The organism is Asticcacaulis sp. P2_C5, assembly GCF_056404555.1.
Genome location: NZ_JBFUDU010000007.1, coordinates 39,274 through 57,665 on the forward strand (window position 1 = coordinate 39,274; position 18,392 = coordinate 57,665).

The 18,392-nt window shown below is 60.6% G+C and carries 20 protein-coding genes; 8 read left to right on the forward strand and 12 right to left on the reverse strand.

Features of this window, described 5'->3' with window-relative positions; all coding sequences use genetic code 11:
- Window positions 1-16: 16 nt before the first annotated feature.
- From AC1DXO_RS13550 to rplU, 10 genes are all read right to left on the reverse strand, one after another.
- Window positions 17-1,471: a S41 family peptidase gene (locus tag AC1DXO_RS13550; protein ID WP_476978694.1), complete on the reverse strand. Its 1,455-nt coding sequence runs from the start codon at window positions 1,469-1,471 to the stop codon at window positions 17-19.
- A 196-nt stretch (window positions 1,472-1,667) separates the two neighbouring features.
- Window positions 1,668-2,816, reverse strand: coding sequence for a murein hydrolase activator EnvC family protein (locus AC1DXO_RS13555; RefSeq protein ID WP_476978695.1), 1,149 nt, complete (start codon window positions 2,814-2,816; stop codon window positions 1,668-1,670).
- A gap of 33 nt (window positions 2,817-2,849) precedes the next feature.
- Window positions 2,850-4,334: a methyl-accepting chemotaxis protein gene (locus tag AC1DXO_RS13560; protein ID WP_476978696.1), complete on the reverse strand. Its 1,485-nt coding sequence runs from the start codon at window positions 4,332-4,334 to the stop codon at window positions 2,850-2,852.
- 323 nt (window positions 4,335-4,657) lie between these two features.
- Window positions 4,658-5,146 carry a 23S rRNA (pseudouridine(1915)-N(3))-methyltransferase RlmH gene (gene rlmH / locus AC1DXO_RS13565; protein ID WP_476978697.1) on the reverse strand — a complete coding sequence of 163 codons (489 nt, stop codon included), beginning with the start codon at window positions 5,144-5,146 and terminating at the stop codon, window positions 4,658-4,660.
- Window positions 5,143-5,526, reverse strand: coding sequence for a ribosome silencing factor (gene rsfS, locus AC1DXO_RS13570; RefSeq protein WP_476978698.1), 384 nt, complete (start codon window positions 5,524-5,526; stop codon window positions 5,143-5,145). The genes rlmH and rsfS overlap by 4 nt, the downstream gene beginning before the upstream one ends.
- 150 nt (window positions 5,527-5,676) lie before the next feature.
- Window positions 5,677-6,324, reverse strand: coding sequence for a nicotinate-nucleotide adenylyltransferase (locus AC1DXO_RS13575; RefSeq protein ID WP_476978699.1), 648 nt, complete (start codon window positions 6,322-6,324; stop codon window positions 5,677-5,679).
- A 29-nt stretch (window positions 6,325-6,353) separates the two neighbouring features.
- A complete protein-coding gene (gene obgE, locus AC1DXO_RS13580; RefSeq protein ID WP_476978700.1) occupies window positions 6,354-7,415 on the reverse strand; it encodes a GTPase ObgE in 1,062 nt (353 codons plus the stop codon).
- Between the two features lie 267 nt (window positions 7,416-7,682).
- Window positions 7,683-8,264 carry a GNAT family N-acetyltransferase gene (locus AC1DXO_RS13585; RefSeq protein WP_476978701.1) on the reverse strand — a complete coding sequence of 194 codons (582 nt, stop codon included), beginning with the start codon at window positions 8,262-8,264 and terminating at the stop codon, window positions 7,683-7,685.
- A gap of 241 nt (window positions 8,265-8,505) precedes the next feature.
- A complete protein-coding gene (rpmA, locus tag AC1DXO_RS13590) occupies window positions 8,506-8,775 on the reverse strand; it encodes a 50S ribosomal protein L27 (RefSeq protein WP_476978702.1) in 270 nt (89 codons plus the stop codon).
- Window positions 8,776-8,801: 26 nt separating this feature from the next.
- A complete protein-coding gene (rplU, locus tag AC1DXO_RS13595) occupies window positions 8,802-9,347 on the reverse strand; it encodes a 50S ribosomal protein L21 (RefSeq protein ID WP_476978703.1) in 546 nt (181 codons plus the stop codon).
- Window positions 9,348-9,531: 184 nt separating this feature from the next.
- Here rplU and AC1DXO_RS13600 point away from each other — a divergent pair, with 184 nt between their 5' ends.
- Complete coding sequence (locus AC1DXO_RS13600) at window positions 9,532-9,858, forward strand: hypothetical protein (RefSeq protein ID WP_476978704.1); 327 nt, start codon at window positions 9,532-9,534, stop codon at window positions 9,856-9,858.
- A 17-nt stretch (window positions 9,859-9,875) separates the two neighbouring features.
- Here the strand turns inward: AC1DXO_RS13600 and AC1DXO_RS13605 are convergent, their stop codons facing one another.
- Both AC1DXO_RS13605 and AC1DXO_RS13610 read right to left on the reverse strand, forming a co-directional pair.
- Window positions 9,876-10,256 (reverse strand): response regulator, encoded by a 381-nt coding sequence (locus AC1DXO_RS13605; RefSeq protein ID WP_476978705.1) that lies wholly within the window; start codon window positions 10,254-10,256, stop codon window positions 9,876-9,878.
- A 140-nt stretch (window positions 10,257-10,396) separates the two neighbouring features.
- Window positions 10,397-10,693 carry a hypothetical protein gene (locus AC1DXO_RS13610; RefSeq protein ID WP_476978706.1) on the reverse strand — a complete coding sequence of 99 codons (297 nt, stop codon included), beginning with the start codon at window positions 10,691-10,693 and terminating at the stop codon, window positions 10,397-10,399.
- A 174-nt stretch (window positions 10,694-10,867) separates the two neighbouring features.
- On the opposite strand from AC1DXO_RS13610, the gene AC1DXO_RS13615 reads away from it, so the two are divergent.
- The 7 genes from AC1DXO_RS13615 to AC1DXO_RS13645 all read left to right on the forward strand — a co-directional run bounded on the left by AC1DXO_RS13615 (window position 10,868) and on the right by AC1DXO_RS13645 (window position 18,291).
- Window positions 10,868-12,025 carry a CobW family GTP-binding protein gene (locus AC1DXO_RS13615; RefSeq protein ID WP_476978707.1) on the forward strand — a complete coding sequence of 386 codons (1,158 nt, stop codon included), beginning with the start codon at window positions 10,868-10,870 and terminating at the stop codon, window positions 12,023-12,025.
- Window positions 12,026-12,051: 26 nt separating this feature from the next.
- Window positions 12,052-12,405 (forward strand): hypothetical protein, encoded by a 354-nt coding sequence (locus tag AC1DXO_RS13620; protein WP_476978708.1) that lies wholly within the window; start codon window positions 12,052-12,054, stop codon window positions 12,403-12,405.
- Window positions 12,406-12,827: 422 nt separating this feature from the next.
- Window positions 12,828-13,820, forward strand: a complete 993-nt coding sequence (locus AC1DXO_RS13625) for a WD40 repeat domain-containing protein (RefSeq protein ID WP_476978709.1) — start codon at window positions 12,828-12,830, stop codon at window positions 13,818-13,820.
- Between the two features lie 18 nt (window positions 13,821-13,838).
- Complete coding sequence (gene mtgA / locus AC1DXO_RS13630; protein WP_476978710.1) at window positions 13,839-14,768, forward strand: monofunctional biosynthetic peptidoglycan transglycosylase; 930 nt, start codon at window positions 13,839-13,841, stop codon at window positions 14,766-14,768.
- 7 nt (window positions 14,769-14,775) lie between these two features.
- Window positions 14,776-15,363: a hypothetical protein gene (locus AC1DXO_RS13635; protein WP_476978711.1), complete on the forward strand. Its 588-nt coding sequence runs from the start codon at window positions 14,776-14,778 to the stop codon at window positions 15,361-15,363.
- 57 nt (window positions 15,364-15,420) lie between these two features.
- On the forward strand, window positions 15,421-17,295 hold the full coding sequence (locus AC1DXO_RS13640) for a M2 family metallopeptidase (RefSeq protein ID WP_476978712.1): 1,875 nt from the start codon (window positions 15,421-15,423) through the stop codon (window positions 17,293-17,295).
- Window positions 17,296-17,448: 153 nt separating this feature from the next.
- Entirely contained in the window at window positions 17,449-18,291 is an 843-nt protein-coding gene (locus AC1DXO_RS13645; protein ID WP_476978713.1) for a pirin family protein, read from the forward strand.
- Window positions 18,292-18,392: the final 101 nt, after the last annotated feature.

Sequence of the window (18,392 nt, forward strand, 5' to 3'; positions counted from 1 at the left end):
GTCAGGTTTCGCCAGCTTATTTCGAAGCCGGGGCCGAGGAGGAGGAACTGCTGCTTGACGATGATGCGCTACCCGTAACGCCGTCGCCGGCGGCCGGCTTGGTCTTGGCTTCGAAGCGCTTGCTGCCGGTATCGACCAGGTCGCTGTCGGCCAGCTTGGCGCCACGCGGATGGGCGGCGGCCATCTGGGCATTGCCACCGTAGCCCAGCACGTCCAGCGCGCGGGTCAGTTCGAAATCGCCCTTCTTGCTGTCGAAATCGTCCGGCGGCACTTCCTGGACGGCGTGGGCCGAACGGCGGACCTTGCCTTCGTCGGCGTCCAGTGCATTGGCATAGGCAGCTTCGGTATATTGCAGGGCCGAGGTGGCGATATATTTCGCCTGGTCCTTGGACTGCGCCACTTCGAGATCGGGCTCGATACCGGTCTTCTGGATCGAACGGCCCGACGGCGTATAGTAGCGCGCCGTGGTCAGCTTGACCGCGCGGTTCTGGCCCAGGTCGATGACGCTCTGCACCGAGCCCTTGCCGAAGGTGGTCAGGCCGACAATGGTCGCCCGATGCTGGTCCTGCAGGGCGCCGGAGACGATTTCCGCCGCCGAGGCCGTACCGGGATTGGTCAGGACGACCATGGGCAGGCCCTTCAGCAGGTCGCCCTTCTTAGCCTGGTAACGGATGATGTCGTTGGGATCGCGGCCGCGCTGCGACACGATCTCGCCGCCGTTGAGGAACAGGTCGGCGACGCCGACGGACTGCTCAAGCAGGCCGCCCGGATTGTTGCGCAGGTCGAGGACCAGACCCTTCATGTTCGGGTTCTTGGCCATCAGGTCTTCCAGCGCGCTTTTGGTCTCGGCGGCCGTGTTTTGCGAGAAGCTGGCGATGCGCAGATAGCCGTAATCGCCTTCCATGCGCGTCTTGACCGATTTCACGGTGATGACTTCGCGCGTCAGGGTCAGGTCGAACGGATCGTCCTTGCCGGTGCGGACCACGGTGATGGTCAGCTTGGTGCCGGCCTCGCCCTTCATTTTCGAGACGGCGTCATTCAGCGGCAGGCCCAGTATGCTGGTGCCGTCGATGGCGGTAATATAGTCGCCCGACTCGATACCCGCCCGCGAGGCAGGCGTGTCATCCATCGGCGTGATGATCTTGACCGCGCCGTCTTCGCCGGTGACTTCCAGGCCGATACCGCCATAGGAGCCGCGTGTCTTTTCGTTCAGGTCGGTATAGTCGTCGTCGGACAGGAAGTTGGAATGCGGATCAAGGCTGGTCAGCATGCCCTGCAAGGCCGAGGTGATCAGCTTTTTCGAATCGACCTTCACCACATAGTCCTGCTGGACGATGGCCAGGACATCGCCGAACAGCTCCAGCTGCTGGTAGGTATCCGAACGCGGCGAAAATACCGGCTGATTGGCGTAGGCCACAGCGCCGGCGCTCAGACACAAGGCGGCGAAACCGCCGAGATAAAGGTTTTTCATACTGTCCTCAGGTAGGGGCAAAAGCCCCCAGGCAACTGGCAAGGCAACAAGCCTGGTTAACTACATATAAGAGTGTGAGTGTGGCGTAAACGGGGCGCGGCGTCCTGCCTGCAAAATCCCGCCAATTGTGACCGGAATGTCGGAAAACCTAATCTAGATAGGCACGCAGACATAGAAAATCCATATGGAGTTGAGTTTATCTCCCCGCCAACTGGATGATATTGGCCGGGTTGACCGGATCCTCTCCCTTGCGCAGTTCCAGATACAGCACGGTTTTCTTGTCCGACAGGTTGGGCATGCGGCCGATCGGCTCGCCGCGCCCGACCGTCTGGCCCTTGTCGACATAGACCCGGCCGATACCGGTCAGGACGACGTGATAATTATTGCCGACCCCCAAAATTACCACCTGGCCGTAGGATTCGAGCGGCCCGGCATATTCGACCTCGCCCTCTGCCGGCGCGGTTACCTGGGCGCCCGGCTGCGCGGCATAATAGACGCCGCGGCTGAACGGGGCAGCGCCGCCGGCCGCATCGGTCGCTCCGAAATCGCGCACCTTGTTGCCGACCACGGGCTGGCCCAGATGCTGCCGGTCGGTATCGCCGCCCAGCAGTCCGCGCAAGGGCAGGTTGCCGCGCATCCGGTCTTCCCTGGCCTTCATGGCTATGGCATTGGCGTCCATCTTGTCGGCCTGGCCCAGCAGTTGGTCTTCCAGGGCCGTTTTCTGGCGGATCAGGCCCTCGATTTCGCGGCGTTGGCCCGACACCTCGTTTTCCGAAATAAACAGGCCCTCGTTCTGCAACGCGGCCTGGCGGCGCAGATTGACCAATTGGGCGTTCTGTTCGACCAGGACGTGGGTGCGTTTCTGCAATTCGGGCGTAATGGCCTGCATGATAATGACGGCCAGCACGGCGTCATTGGCGCGGCGCGGCGTCAGCATGATGGCCGGCGGCGGGTTGCGCGAATAGATCTGCAGGGCCGACAGCAGCCGGGTTTCACGCCCGCGTTCCGCTGTCAGCCGCCGCGTAATGTCGGCTTCCTGAAGATTGATGGTTTCCAGCCGCGCGCGATAGACGGCGGCGCGCTGCTCCGACCCACCCTGCCGTTTCGAGATGTCGATGATCTGTTGGCGCAGGGCCTCGACCTCAAGTGCGATCTGGCGTGCCGTCTGACGCGTCTGGTCGCTCTTGCGCTCCTCGGCGCGGCGCTGGGCCGCCAGGTTGTCGAGATCGGCCTGGTCCTGGGCCGACAGGGCCTTGACCCGTACCGTGGCGTCGGACTGCATCGCGCCACCCAGGGCGAAGATGGCGAGGCCGGTCAACAACAGGGGATAGGACGAGCGATTCATGACCTCACATGTAATGGCGGAAAGCCGACTTTGCTATACGGTAACGCCGATGCGGAAGCCGCCCCAGTGGCGGCCGTGGACGCGGATCGGCGCCGAGATATCCTTCATCATGATAAACCGACCTTCGCCCATCTGGCGGCGATAGGCCTGGACCAGGGCTGTGCCGTCATTACTGCCGGCGCGCAGACCGACCCGGTCGTTGAAAATGCGGCGGTTGCGGCAATTGGCGGTGTTCCAATCGACCTCGCCCGGCCGCTGGACCTGCGAGAACTTGCGGTTATGGGTTGGCAAAAAGCCCTTGCGATCTACCGCGGCGCAAAAGGCGATACGGCTGTCCGAGCCCAGCACCGCTTCCTGGATATCCGGCAGCAGGCGATCGGTCAGGGTGACGAAGCGCGTCATATGTTGCTGCGGCGTCGTGCCGGCAATGGGCACGTAGGTTTCGTCGAACAAGTCGTTCAGCGCGATCGTGCCGTCGGCCACGGCCTTTTCGAACAGGGCACCGATGCGCGCGGCGGCGTCTTCGGCGGCGGCGATATAGGGGCTGTCGGCGCTTTTCACGCCGGCGCTGTTGGTCGCCTGCATGATCTGTTCGCCGCTCATGGCGACCTTGACCAGACGCTTGCCGCCGTCGAGCAACAGACTGTCGAGCGCCTTGACGTCCTGGACCAGGTGGGTCAGGCCGGCCCGCAGGTCGCCGGACGTTCCCTGAATGGCGTCGGCGCCCTCGCTGACCGTGTGGACGGTATCGCGTACGCGGTCGAAGGCTTCGCTCAGGGACGCCAAGGAGCCTGACTGTTCGTTGCCGTTTTGGCCGGACATGGTGCGCGCCAGGGCGAGGGTTTCGGCGCTGCTCTGAGTCAGGCTGCGGATTTCCACGGTCAGGGCGTTCAGGGTTTGCTGGATCTGGCGCGAGGCCTCACGCGTCTGGTTGGACAGCGCCTTGACCTCCTGGGCCACCACCGCAAAACCACGTCCGGCTTCACCGGCGCGGGCGGCTTCGATCGTGGCATTGAGCGCCAGGAGATTGGTATTGGCGGCGATGGTTTCGATCGACTTGGCGATGGTGCCGACCGAGTCGATCGAGTGCGACAGGGCGGCGATACGCGTGGCGGCACCGTCGGCGCTGCTGACCCAGGCTTCCATGGCGTGCATGGCGCCCTGGACGCGACGGCGAGTCTCTTCGGCAGACTGGTCGATGGCGGTTTCGGCGGCGCGTGCGCCAGCCTTGATCTGGGCGTTCTGGCCGGAAACGATCTCCGCCGCCTGGGCCAGTCGCTCCAGTTCCTTCGCCTGGGCGCCGTGACGGGTAATAACGTCGTCGACGGCGCCGGAAACCGAGACCAGCTCAAGCCCGAGCGTGCCGGCAATCGCTGAAATGCGCGCGATAACGCTAGCGCTATCGACGTTTGCTTCGGTCGGCGTTTCGAAACGGCGCGCGGCTTCACTCATGGGTATTCCTCGTGACGTATTTTGGAGTAACCATGCCATTAAGCAGGTTAAACCCCTGTTAATCATGCCGAGGTGAAGCGGGATGTTGGACGGCGCATTTGCACGGGTGGACGGCTACGCGCCTTGAGCCAAAATTTTGATTTTAAAGCAATTTTCAACGCGGAAAGCGCGGAAAGGGCGAAGAACGCGGAAAGGGAGTCGGCGGGAGACTTTCGCCCGAAGGGCATTATTTTGCGCTTGTGGGCACCGATGCGAAAAGGAAGGCGCTTCGCGCGGGCGTATGATAGCCCTAAATTTCCGCGTTTTCTGCCTTTTCCGCGCTTTCCGCGTTGAAAATTACTGTAAATTCAATATATTACTCATCGGCGCATGCAGTGCGCTGCATTGACCTAATCACGATGATAGGGCAGGCCCGCCAGTATGGTCGTGGCGCGATAAATCTGCTCCGCCAGCATGACGCGGACCAGGGCGTGGGGCCAGGTCTGGGGCCCGAAGGCCAGCGAAAACGCCGCCTGGTCGCGCAAGGTCGGGTCCAGGCCGTCGGCGCCACCGATGACAAAGGTCACCTGGCGTTCGCCGCGATCCTTATAGGTCTCAATCCGTTTGGCGATCTGGCGTGAGGTCAGGGGCTCGCCGCGCTCGTCGCAGGTGACCAGTATGCCGCCGTCGTTTAAGGCACTGCGTATGGCCTCGGCCTCGGCGGCCTTGAGCTGTGGCGAGGTCAGGCTCTTGGCTTTTTTTGCCTCGACCTCGATCAGGTCGACAGGTGAAAGACCAAGCCCGCGACCGGTTTGCGCGGCGCGGGCGAGATAGTCCTTAACGAGCGTGTTTTCCGTGGTCGTGCCCAAACGGCCGACCGCGCAGAGCGTCAGCTTCACGCCTGGATGGTGTGGCCGGTGCCGTCGGGCGACAGGGACCAGATCTTCTCGATATTGTAGAAGGTGCGGACTTCAGGACGGAAGATGTGGACGACGACATCGCCGACGTCGATCAGCACCCAGTCGCAGGCCGGCAGGCCTTCGACCTTGGCCTTGCCATAGCCGGCTTCTTTCAAAGCGCGCAGAATGTGGTCCGCCAGGGCGCCGACGTGGCGGTGCGAACGGCCCGAGGCGATAATCAGGGTATCGGCAACGGAGGATTTGCCCTTGAGATCGATGCAGACAATATCCTGCGCCTTGTCGTCATCAAGACGATCAACGATCAGGGTCTCGAGGGGGGGCAGGTTATCGTCGTGGAGGGCCTGAATGGTATCAGACACAGAGTCCTCTCGCAGAGAGGAAGCGTTCGGTTGCGCACCTTGCGCGGGTTGAAGAGACAGGGTCTGGGTTCCTTTTTGATCCACGATAAACTCAACCCTAGCACAAAAAGGCCTTCGGGTCATCCCTCCATCGTGGAGATCACTTTATTTTTAGGGGTCGGGTGTAACGGAGGCCGCGGTTTGGCGTTGCTTGGCACGGATGGCGCTGGACGAATGGCCATGCAACGGGCCCTTCAGATAGGCCCAGGCCGGCGCGTCGCGATAGGGTAGGGTCGCCGCGGATCGCTCCTTGACGCGGTAGCGGGCGAAGCGTTTGGCGGCGGGCGAAAAGCGGGCATTCATCAGGGCGCCAGGACGCGAGACGATAACCACCGGAACCATATGCATAATTTGCACCCAGCCGCGCCAGCGGTGGAAACCCGCCAGGCTGTCGCCGCCCATGATCCACACGAAGTTGACGCCGGGAAAACGGGCCTTCAGGGCGCGCAGGGTATCGAGCGTATAGGTGGCGCCGATGCGTGTCTCGAAGTCGGAGATGATGTCCCTGGGGCCGATGAAGGGGCGTATTTGCGCGATTCTGGCCGACAGGGGCGCGGTCTCAGTGCGGCTTTTGAGCGGGTTTTGCGGCGAGACCAGCCAGATGATGCGGTCGAGCCCCATCTTGATGCGCGCCGTCTCGGCGACGTGGCGATGGCCTTCGTGCGCCGGATTGAACGAGCCGCCGAACAGGCCGATCTTCATGCCGCGTTCGAGGTGGAAGCCCGGACGCAGGCCGCCACCGCGTACGGATGGATTCATCGGAGCAAGGCCGGCAAACCACATCCCGTTTAATTATCCCATGGATTGTAGGCTGAGGTGGTGACGGGCACGTCGCCGAACGCATCATCGGTCCGGGCAACGCGCCCCTGGATGGTTTCCAGCGCGGCGAACAGCAGCTCGCGTACGCCTTCGCCGGACACGCCGGAAATCATGTAGGGCGCCTGGCCGCTGGCGCGCTTGATCTTGGCCGCCAGCTTCTTGCGCGCGTCGGCGTCCATGGCGTCGACCTTGTTGATGGCGACCAGTTCCGGACGCCCCGCCAGGTCTTCGGCATAGGCCTTGAGTTCGCCACGGATGACCTTATAGGCCTTGACCGGGTCTTCGCCCGTGCCGTCGATCAGGTGAATCAGCACCTTGGTGCGTTCGACGTGGCCGAGGAAGCGCGTGCCGAGACCGGCGCCATCCGAGGCGCCTTCGATTAGGCCCGGAATATCGGCCAGGACGAAACGCTGTTCCGGCCCCAGGTCGATAACGCCGAGATTGGGCACCAGGGTAGTGAAGGGATAGTCGGCGATCTTGGGCTTGGCCGAGCTGGACGCTGCCAGGAAGGTCGACTTGCCGGCATTGGGCAGGCCCAGCAGGCCGGCGTCGGCGATCAGTTTCAGGCGCAGCCAGATCCAGCGTTCTTCGCCGTCCTGGCCGGGCAGGGCAAAGGTCGGGGCCTGGTTGACCGGGCCCTTGAAGCGTGAATTGCCCCAGCCGCCATTGCCGCCCTTGGCCAGTCGGTAACGCTTGCCGACAACATCGAGGTCAACGATCAGGGTTTCCTGGTCTTCCTCCAGCACTTCGGTGCCGACCGGGACCTTGAGCACGATATCTTCGGAATTGGCGCCGTGCATTTGCCGGCCCATGCCATGCGTGCCGGTCTGGGCCTTGAAATGTTGCTGGTAGCGGTAGTCGATCAGGGTGTTGAGGCCTTCGAAGGCTTCGATCCATACATCGCCGCCACGGCCGCCATCGCCGCCGTCGGGTCCGCCATTGGGAATGAACTTCTCACGCCGGAAGGAGACGGCGCCCGCGCCGCCATTACCCGAGCGGATGAAGATCTTGCATTGGTCGAGGAATTTCATAACTTAAAGCGTTTTCGAAAAAGTCGACGCCGATTTTTCGCAAAAAAACGTGTCTTACTAAGGATGATTGTCTTGAATGAAATTGAGCACAAGATCAATGACCTTGTGCTCAGAGGGAGGATAAGAGGGGCTGCGGAGATTAAGTTTGGGCGAATGTGGGGTGTGCTCTCTTACGGTAGGAGTCTATAGCGCTGTAACCCCTCCGCCGCCTTTGGCGCACGGCACGGGCCGTCCCGCTCCCCACGAGTGGGGAGGTGTGTTCTGCGTCTACAGGATACGTATCATATGCAGTGCCAGGTGTTCGCCCGTACGGGCCAGTGAGGTTTCGAAGCTGCGACGGCCCGTATAGAGAAAGTCGGTGGCGATCAGGGCCTGGGCCGAGGCTTCGTTGTCGGCGAAGTGCGCCGCATGGATGACGGCGTGCAACCTGCGCCGCTTGACCCAGCGCAGCAGGCCGTCGATGGCCTCGGCGCCGTAGCCGCGGTTCTGCCAATCCGGCGCGATGAAGACGCTAAGGTTCGGCCCGAAACTGTGCAGGCCGGCCACACGACCGCACGCCGACTTGGTCAGGGAGATAACGCCGATCAGCTGCTCGTCTTCCAACCTGATAGCCCAGTGGACGTGGGGCTCGGCCATCATGTCCGACAGCAGTTTTTCAGCATCCTCGCGACCCAGGGGGTGCGGGATGGCGTGGGTCATGCGGGCCGTCGATTTTTCCGAGAATACCCGCATCAGACCGTCGAGATCATCGCCGCGCAGGGCGTTGAGGCTCAAGCGCGTGGTTTCGACGCTGACCGCGTCCGGACGGGCGGCGCCTTGCAGGTGGGTGGTGTCGGTGCTCATGATCATCACTCGTCTCCTTTGGCCCCTTCGCTTACGTCGTCCTTATCCAGATGACGTAGGAAGAAGCCTAATTTAGGGTCGAACTGTGACAGTGCGACCACATCGGCTTACAGAGCGGGATCACATTTTTGTTTTTTATTCAGCTAAAACAAAATGCAAAGCGGGAGCCCGGTTACCCGGACTCCCGCATCTGATCGGTCCGGATCGGCTTTGAGTAAGCACGATCCGAAGTAAGGATTGCGTGCTTTTATTCGGCCGCTGCGGCCAGGGGAATGATCGACACGTAACAGCGATTATCGCGTTTCGTGGTGAACTTCACCGCGCCGGTGGCTGTCGCAAACAGGGTGTGGTCGCGGCCGAGGCCAACATTGTCACCCGGGAAGAACTTGGTGCCGCGTTGACGGACAAGGATATTGCCCGAAAGAACCTGTTCGCCACCGAAACGCTTTACGCCAAGGCGCTTGGCTTCGGAATCACGACCGTTACGCGACGAACCGCCAGACTTTTTATGTGCCATGGGACTATCTCCTGAATTCTATAATCTTAGGCTTCGCCGGTTTCGGTTTCAGCAGTTTCGGTTTCAGCAGCAGCCTTCTTCGGCGCGGCCTTCTTTTTGGGAGCTTCGGCAGCGACGACCGGTTCGACAACGGGTGTGGCGACGACCTCATGGGCTTCGACCTCGGTCTCGATGGCTTCGGCCAGCGACTTGGTGGCCAGGCCACGGGCGCGGGCGTCGAGCTCGGCCTTGGTGACCAGCGACACGGTGCCTTCCCACTTCGACTCGGTGCCCGCACCGAGGATCGAGGTGACGCGCAGGACGCTTATTTGCTGGCGGTGACCGCGGGTACGGCGATAGCCCTGGCGGCGCGTCTTCTTGAAGATGCGCACCTTGTCGTCCTTGCGGGTTTCGATGAGGGTCGCTTCCACGACCGCACCTTCGACCAGCGGAGCGCCGACAGTGTCGCCGATCATCAGGACTTCGTTGAACTTCACGGCAGCGCCGGGTTCGCCTGCAAGCTTTTCGACCTTGAGCAGGTCGCCGGCGGCGACACGGTATTGCTTACCGCCTGTTTTGATGACCGCGTACATGGTCAGAACCTTTGTCAGGGGCGCAAGCAACCTCAAAAAACGACTTGAGCCTTGCGCGGAAATAACGGAAAACTGCCCCACAGAGCCGTGAGGCCCGGGGCAAGAGGCGGGGACTTATACAGACGAACCCGCAGGAGTCAACGGGTTTTGTCGGCATTTGCGTGATGAAATGGCGGGGGACGGCATGAGCGATGACGACATAGCGCGGCCGGACGGGGCACCCGGATTCTCGCCAAAGGGCGTCTGGTACATTTTGCTGTTCCTGTCGTCCAGCTTCCTGCTGCCGTCTCCGGTTTGCATGGTCCTGTTTACGCCCTTGTTTCCGGTGTTCCTGCTCCTGATGATACTGCCCTTCGTCGTATTCGGATTTGCAATGTCATCAGGCAAGAACGCACCCAAACCGAAAGGTTACAGGTTCAAGCTTGGTGTCTCGATGATCGCGGGGGCTGTCGTCGGGCTTCCGTTCTGGTTCGCCGTGGTGAAATCGATTATCGGCGGCCGCTTTCTGTAAAAATGGGCGGCAGGGTCTTATGCCGACCTTGGTTTCAGCAGCGACAGCATATCCTCCAGGACCATCAGGTCGACCGGCTTGACGAGGTGCAGGTCGAAGCCCGCCGATGCTGTCAGCTTCTTGAATTCTTTTTCGCCGCGTCCCGTCTGGGCGATGATTTTCACCCCCGCCATGTCCGGATTGGCACGCAAGTTGCGGCAGACCTCAAGTCCGTCAAGGCCAGGCATGGCGATATCGAGAAGGATGACGTCCGGCCGGAATTCGGGCGCTATTTCCAGGGCGCTCCGGCCATCGTGGCAGGCGCGCACGTCGTATCCGAACGCCTGGACGGCCTGTTCCAGCATTTCCGCTATGGGGGCATAGTCGTCGACCACCAGGACCTTGAGACGAGGTCGCACCTTATCCGCTGCCGCGGATTCCGATTGTAAATGTGTTGTCATTGCACGCGCGTTTCCACCTGTCCTGCCTTCATAGGCAAGCGTCTATCAAAAAGCCGTAAGGATTTGCAGGCGGCCGTACAAAAAGAGTTGTGACAGGCTTAGGCCGGGTTGCTGGCCAGGGTGGTGGCGACCTTCACCAGCAGGTCGGAATTGGCGTACATGCGCTCATTGGCCAGGCGCAGGGCCTGGGCGATGCGTTCGGGCGGCGCCGGGTGCTTTTCGTCCTTCAACCAGCGTTCGACCGAGCTTTCCGACACGCCGATAGCTTCCGATATCTGCTTGGCCAGGCTCTTGCGCGGGTCGGTCCGCCAGGCCAGGTCGGCGATACGGGCGAATTCGAGCGGGCTCAGGAGTTGCGGACGGTCTTTGGCCGGGGGAGTCATGGTGTCGGGCATGGATGTACTTCTAATATTGTGCATCGCACCATAATCCATTTGGGCGCGGATTTGAAGCCATAAAGTGCGCCCAAAAGCGTATTGGCCCGTTCCCGACTTGATTTTAAGCCCCAAAAGCATACTTAAGCGGTTCGGATCGCTTCCATTATAAAGTAACACCTCAAAGGCCCTGATATGCCAGACACCGCCGCCGTATCGCAAAAGACCCCCGTCACCGTGTTGACCGGCTATCTCGGCGCCGGCAAGACGACCCTTCTGAACCGGATACTGACCGAGAACCACGGCCAGAAATACGCCGTCATCGTCAATGAGTTCGGCGAGATCGGCATCGACAACGACCTGATTGTCGGGGCCGATGAAGAAGTGTTCGAGATGAACAATGGCTGTGTCTGCTGCACGGTGCGCGGCGACCTGATCCGGATTCTGTCGGGCCTTATGAAACGCAAGGGCCGGTTCGATGCCATTATCGTCGAGACCACGGGTCTGGCCGATCCCGGTCCGGTGGCCCAGACCTTCTTCGTCGACGAGGAGATCAAGGCCAAGACCTATCTCGATTCCGTGACGACCCTGGTCGATGCGCGCCACTTCGACCAGGCGCTGAAGGACGGCCGTGAAGCCAAGGAACAGGTAGCGTTCGCGGACCATATCATCCTCAACAAGACCGACCTGGTCAGCCCTGAGAAGCTGGACGAGATCGAGGCGCGCCTGAAGGGTTTGAACCCGCTGGCCACCATCCAGCGCGCCACGCGCTCGGATGTGCCTATCAAGCAGTTGCTGAACCAGCATCGCTTCGACTTGTCGAAGATGGAGTCCGTGGCCAATCATGACGAGCATGGTCCAGATTGCGCGCCTGACTGCGGTCACGATCATGACCACGATCATGGACATCATCACCATGCGCACGACCACGCGCACCACGACCATGACCACGTGCATGACGAGCATTGCGGCCACGAGCATCATGATCACGAGCACGACCATGATCATGCGCATCACGATCATGGCCACAGGCATATCAATCCGATCCATGATGAAGAGATCAAGAGCGTCTCTCTGACCACGGATAAGCCGATCAACGGCGTCAAGTTCACCCAGTGGCTGGACAAGCTGCTGGCCGAACAGGGCCAGGACATCCTGCGCGCCAAGGGTATCCTGAACATTGCCGGCGAGCAGAAGCGCCTCGTCTTCCAGGCTGTGCACATGATCCTCGAAGGTGAATTGCAGCAGCCGTGGAAAGACGGCGAGGCGCGCGTGTCGCGGGCCGTGTTTATCGGCAGGCATCTCGACCAGGCAGCGCTGAAAGCCGGCTTCGAGGCGACGATCGCGGCCTAACGCCTGATGGACGTTCGTTAGCCACCATGAAGCTGGACATAGATTACGGCGGCGGTACACATAACTTCCCATTTGCCTGCTTTGTTTGTCGCAAGTCGTTCAAACGGCCATGGGTCAGTCTTGTCGCACCTTACCGCCTAAAAAGGGCACAGACCGAAACATTCACGCAGTTGGCCAGGCGCTTTGAGCGCAGCTTCAAGCACAAGTGTCCGCAATGCGCGGGGCCAACCCATTTCATGGGACGAGACTTCAAGGCGCCAAAGGTGGCTGACATAAAAGCTTGGGAACGCGTTAATCGCTTTATCCTGTCGGGCAGAACTTATCATCACGGCGTGCCAACGGACGATATCACTTGGCCGCTGCAAAGCCGCTTCAACTAACCCGCCGATGTTTTGTGCCAACGCGGTCGACTTGAGTCTAATGGGGGCACAGCCGCTTCCACGTCAATTTGCCCGAGTCTGCAATTTTCAAACACTTGAAAAGAAAGAAATTTTCCCACAGATTTTCACAGATTGGCACAGATTTTATGTGGTGGACTGCCCGGTCGCATAGCAATCCCATTTTATGCAGTATTGCTGTAGATGTCGGCTAAGCTATTGAAAATCTGTGTTAATCTGTGAAAATCTGTGGGAAAATAATCGAAACGTAGCCTTGTATGCCCATCAGGTATGTTATCGAAATCCCTTCTCGGAGGCCCTCGACGGTAGCCAAACGGTGGGGAGACGGCAGATCAACGTGCCCTTGGTACTAGGCCTGACAAATCCATCTGGCCAAATTCGCGCTCCGTCCCTATAAGCCCGCCATGACCTACGCCTATCACAAATCGCTCGACGCCTATGTCGTCGCCGCCCTGTTCGACTCGCTGGATGAACCCATTGTCGCCTTGGGCGACGGCCGTGTCGTCTTTCCCGATCTCGAAGCCGACTTCAACGCTCACCCCAACGGCGCCGTATTGTGCGCCGCCATCCATCCGACTGGCCTGGGAATCGTCACCGGCGGCGATGACGGTCGCGTGGTGTGGACCACCAAGGATTCCGGCCCGATCGAGCTGGCCAGTCACAAAGGCGCGTGGATCGACAGCCTGGCCGTGGCGCCGGAAGGCCAGACCATCGCCTATGCCGCGTCGAAAAAAGCCTATGTCCTGGATTTGCTGAGCAAGCAGCAACGGGTCTTCACCCACGAACACAGCGTGTCGGGTCTGGCCTTCGATCCGAAGGGCCGCAAGCTGTACTGCTCCACCTATAACGGAGTCGTTGTCTGGTTTGCCCGCATCGCCGAGCAGAAGCCGCAGAAGCTGTTCTGGGCCGGATCGCATACCGCGGTCGCGGTCGCACCGTCGGGTGATTTCGTCATCACCGCCATGCAGGAAAACGCCCTGCACGGCTGGCGTACGAAAGACAGCAAGGACATGCGCATGGGCGGCTATCCGGCCAAGATCAAGTCGCTCGATTTCTTCGCCAAGGGCAAGTTGCTGGCCACCTCCGGCGCCAATGGTGCTGTGGTGTGGCCGTTCCTGCGTGCCAACGGGCCAATGGGCGAAGAAGCCTCCGAGATCAACCCGGCAGAGGGCGCCATGGTGACGGTGGTGTCGGGGGCGGTTGAGGAGACTCTGCTGGCCGCCGGACTGGATGACGGCCGGGTGTGGCTGGCCGAGCTGCAGTCGACCAACATTGAATGGATCAAGCGCGAAAAGGGCTCGGCCATCACCGCCCTTTCCATGTCCAACGACGCCACCCGCATTGTATTTGGCGATGAGGAAGGTTTCGTCTATATATACGAGGCTGGTGAACAGTAACGCTTTGGGGGCGCCTGTATGAGTGACGTCAAGGATGAGGGCGAAGATGGGGCGCAAGGCCTGTCGCCGGACATCATGTACGATAAGACGGGTGACGCCAGCACTGGCGATTCCAGGCCAGAGCACGGCAAGAATACTCACGCTTTTTCGTCGCCGCCGGACGATGAGCCGGCGCCGGATTTCACGCCGGAACCTGAGCCTGAGCCCGAGATCGAGACCCTGAGCGAGCCCATGGACGTGCCGCCGGTGGCGCCTGCACCGCGGGACAAGCTGCATCCCATATTGCGCTGGGCCTTGTACGTCATTGTCGGCTTTTTCCTCTTCTCCGTCCTGTCGGTCGCTGTCCACCGTTTTGTGCCGGTGCCGATTACCTTCCTGATGGTTGAACGCCTGACCGAGGGCGAGGGCATCGATCACCACTGGGTCGGAGCCAACAGGATCAGTGATAACCTCAAAGCGGCCGTTATCGCCGCCGAGGACGCCAAGTTCTGCACCCATTCCGGTTTTGACGTCGAAGCCATCGAGAAGGCGCAAAAGTACAACGCCCATCACAAGAAGAAGCGTGGCGCCTCGACCATCTCGCAGCAGACGGCGAAGAACGTCTTCCTTTGGCCGTCGCGTTCGTGGATCCGCAAGGGCTTCGAGGTCTATTACACCTTCCTGATCGAGCATATGTGGCCCAAGGAGCGTATCCTTCAGGTCTATCTCAACAGCGTCGAGTGGGCGCCGGGCGTCTATGGCGCGGAGTCGGCATCGCAATATTGGTTCGGGCATAGTGCGGCGACCCTGAGCAAGGCTGAGGCGGCAAAGCTGGCCGCCATCCTGCCCAATCCGCGCAAATGGAAGGCGGCGAAGTCGGGCCGCTACGTCCAGTCGCGCTCGGGTCATATCCAGGCGGCGGCGCGACAGGTGCGCGATTTCGGCTTCGATGTCTGCGCCGTGGATTAGGGTGTCCATGGGCGGGTTCTTGCTGGCATGGGACAGGATGGGGTTCGACGGTGTCTTGGCAATGCTGTTGGCATTGGCAGGACTGGCTCTCGGCGCGAGAAGCTTGTTGCGGTTGGTGACCGGTGGCCCGCGTAACCGGGTCGAGAACAGTTCGCCTCGCCTGTATGATCGCGCTTACTATGTGATGGATCTTGTATTGGTTATCGCTTGGACCGGACTGGCGGCGCTTTTCGTTGTCGCCAAGTTCACCTTCGATATCAGCGATCTGGCCTTCGCCATGTTTTTGGCCGCTTTCATATGGGCGATGATGGGGATAAAGCGTCTCGCGCGTAGTGAGATGATGGCCGAGGCGACACGCTATTATCGCAGCTTCGGATCTTTCCGCGAGCGGATGATCCACCGCTTTCAGCCCGATTATCCGTATGAAATACCGCGAAAAATCTTTGCCGGCCTGCTATTGCTGATTGCCGTAGCCGGCCTTGTCATCGGCACGCGTTCCGTACCACGGGCGATAAGCCTGGTTCCCGGTCGTGTTGTCGAAGTGATACAGATGTTGACCGCGTCGACTGACGGGCGGGTTTCACCTTTAACTTGACGCTTTCCGTGAAATGGCCTTCCCTGCCGGCTGGTTAACAGACTGGGAGGTTGTGCCATGAAGCGTTGGATGATGTCGGCGGCCGCGATGGCCCTGCTGTGCGGGTGCGCCACTACTTCGTCGACGACGGGACCTGTGGCCGTTGTCACGCCGCCTGCCGAGACGCCCGCCATACCGCCGCCCGTCGTCGAGCCTGCCGGACCGACGCCGGCCGAAGCCAAGGCCTATGTCGAGGACGCCGAAAAGAAGCTGGCCGCGCTGAGCGAATACGACAACCGCGTCCAGTGGGTGCGGTCGACCTTTATCAATGTCGATACGGAGTGGCTACAAACCAAGGCCGATGCGGCGTTGAACGAGGCGACCGTGCAACTGGCCATGGGGGCGGCGAAATTCAACAATGTCGACGCCGATCCGGTGACGCGGCGCAAGTTGAACCTTTTGCGGGTGTCGCAAGTCCTGCCGGCGGCCGACAAGCCAGGTGCGGCCGAGGCCCTGGCCCAGGTGGCGACGCGGATCGATTCGACCTATTCGACCGGGAAATTCACCTACAAGGGTAAGGTCTATAATCTGGACGACGCGTCCAACGTCATGGCGTCGTCGCGCGATCCGGCGACCTTGCGCGCCATGTGGGAAGGCTGGATGAGTACGGCCCAGCCGATGAAGGGCGACTATGCGCAGCTGGCGAAGCTGTCGAACGAGGGGGCGCAGGGTCTGGGCTTTGCCGATACGGGCGCTTTGTGGCGGTCGGGTTACGACATGCCGCCGGACGCCTTTGCCGGCGAGACTGACCGGCTATGGACGCAGGTCCAGCCCTTCTACAAGAATTTGCATTGTTATGTCCGGCGCAAGCTGAACGACAAATACGGCGACAGCGTCCAGCCGAAGTTCGGGCCGATCCGCGCTGATTTGCTGGGCAATATGTGGGCCCAGGACTGGTCCAACATCTACGACGTTGTGGCGCCGAAGGGCATCAAGTCGAGTTACAGCCTGGACAAGCTGCTGGTTCAGAAGAAGTATGACGCCGTGAAGATGGTCCATACCGGTGAGAACTTCTACACCTCGCTGGGTCTGCAGGCCTTGCCGGCGACCTTCTGGGAGCGGTCGCAAATAACCCGGCCGCGCGATCGCGAAGTGGTGTGCCATGCCTCGGCGTGGGACGTCGACAATATGCAGGATCTGCGCATCAAGACCTGCCTGCAGCCCAATGGTGAAGACTTTTATACGGTCCACCACGAGTTGGGGCACAACTATTACCAGCGTGCCTATCAGGACCAGCCGTATCTGTTCAAGAACGGCGCCAATGACGGCTTCCACGAAGCGATCGGCGATTTTGTCGGCCTGTCGTCGGTGACGCCGACCTATCTCAACCAGATCGGTTTGCTGGCCAAGGTGCCGGATGAGTCCGAGGATATTCCGTACCTGCTGAAGATGGCCTTGCAGAAGGTGGCCTTCCTGCCGTTCTCGGTTATGGTCGACCGCTGGCGCTGGGAAGTGTTCTCCGGCAAGATCACCGAGGCTGAGTATAATCAGCGCTGGTGGCAGCTGATCAACCAGTATCAGGGGCTGAGCGCGCCGGGGGTTAGGCCATCGAACGCCTTCGATCCTGGCGGCAAGTATCACGTGGCGGCCAGCGTGCCCTATACGCGGTATTTCCTGGCTGACATCCTGCAGTTCCAGTTCCAGCGTGCGGCGTGTCAGCAGGCGAACTGGCAAGGTCCGTTGCATCGTTGTTCGGTCTATGGCGAGCGGGCGGTCGGTGAGAAGCTGAACCAGATGCTGGAGATGGGCCAGTCGAAACCGTGGCCGGACGCTTTGCAGGCGTTCACCGGCCAGCGTGAGATGGATGCGACGGCGATCATCGATTATTTCGCGCCGCTGAACGCGTGGTTGATTGAGCAGAACGCAGGGCAGAAGTGCGGTTGGGACATCTGATAGTTTCGGGGTTTGGGGCCTGAGGCCCCAAGCCTTCCTCTTCCTTTTCTTCCTCTCCGCCCTTGAGGGCGAGAGGAAGAAAAGGATAAGACAAGAGCTGGGGTCGCAATGAACGTTTTTTGGCCCCAGACCCCGATACGATTCAGGTGCACCATGCCCACTGCCGCCCCCATCCTGCGCCTTCACGCCGCCTACCGCGATGACATCGCCGACCTGGTCACCCGCCGCCCCGTACCCAATCGCGGGCTGGAGAACATCGGCGCCTTCCTGTTCCTCAACCACCACGGTCCGCAGGTCTATCCGCCGAACAATCGCGGCCTGCCGTTCGGCCCGCATCCCCATCGCGGCTTCGAAACCGTCACCTTTATCCTCGACGGCGATCTCGCCCATCGCGATTCGGCCGGACACGAGAGCATTATCTCCGCCGGCGGGGTCCAGTGGATGACGGCTGGCAGCGGCCTGGTCCATGCCGAAATCTCACCCGAGACTTTCAAACGAACCGGCGGACCGCTGGAGATTCTACAGTTGTGGGTCAATCTGCCGGCGCGGCTGAAAATGACCACACCACGCTACATCGGCGTCCAGCGCGACCAGATCCCGGTCGTTGCCGGTGAAGGCGTCGCAGTCCATGTTGTTTCCGGCGAATGGCATGGTGTGACGGGGGCGATCCCGTCCCTGACCGGTGTGTTTATGACCACACTGGACCTGAAACCCGGCGGACGGATCAGCTTCGACGGCCTGACCGGGCGCGATGTCTTCTGCTACGTCGTTAGTGGCGATATCGCGATCAACGGTGTCGATGTGCCCAAATGGAATCTGGTCGAGTTCAGCGCCGGCGACCTGGTCGATATCGAAGCTGTCAGTGAGAGCATCATGCTGTTCGGTCATGCCGAGCCGATCAACGAGCCCATCGTGGCGCATGGTCCGTTTGTGATGAACACGGCCCAGGAAATCCACCAGGCCTATGCCGATTATCAGGCTGGGAAGTTCGGGTAATATTAAAAGAATTTTTGCCGCGAAAAGCGCGAAAATATCAGGCTAAAATTATGCGCCCAAAGGGCAATCATTTGCGAGCCGCGTACACGATGTGAAGGCGC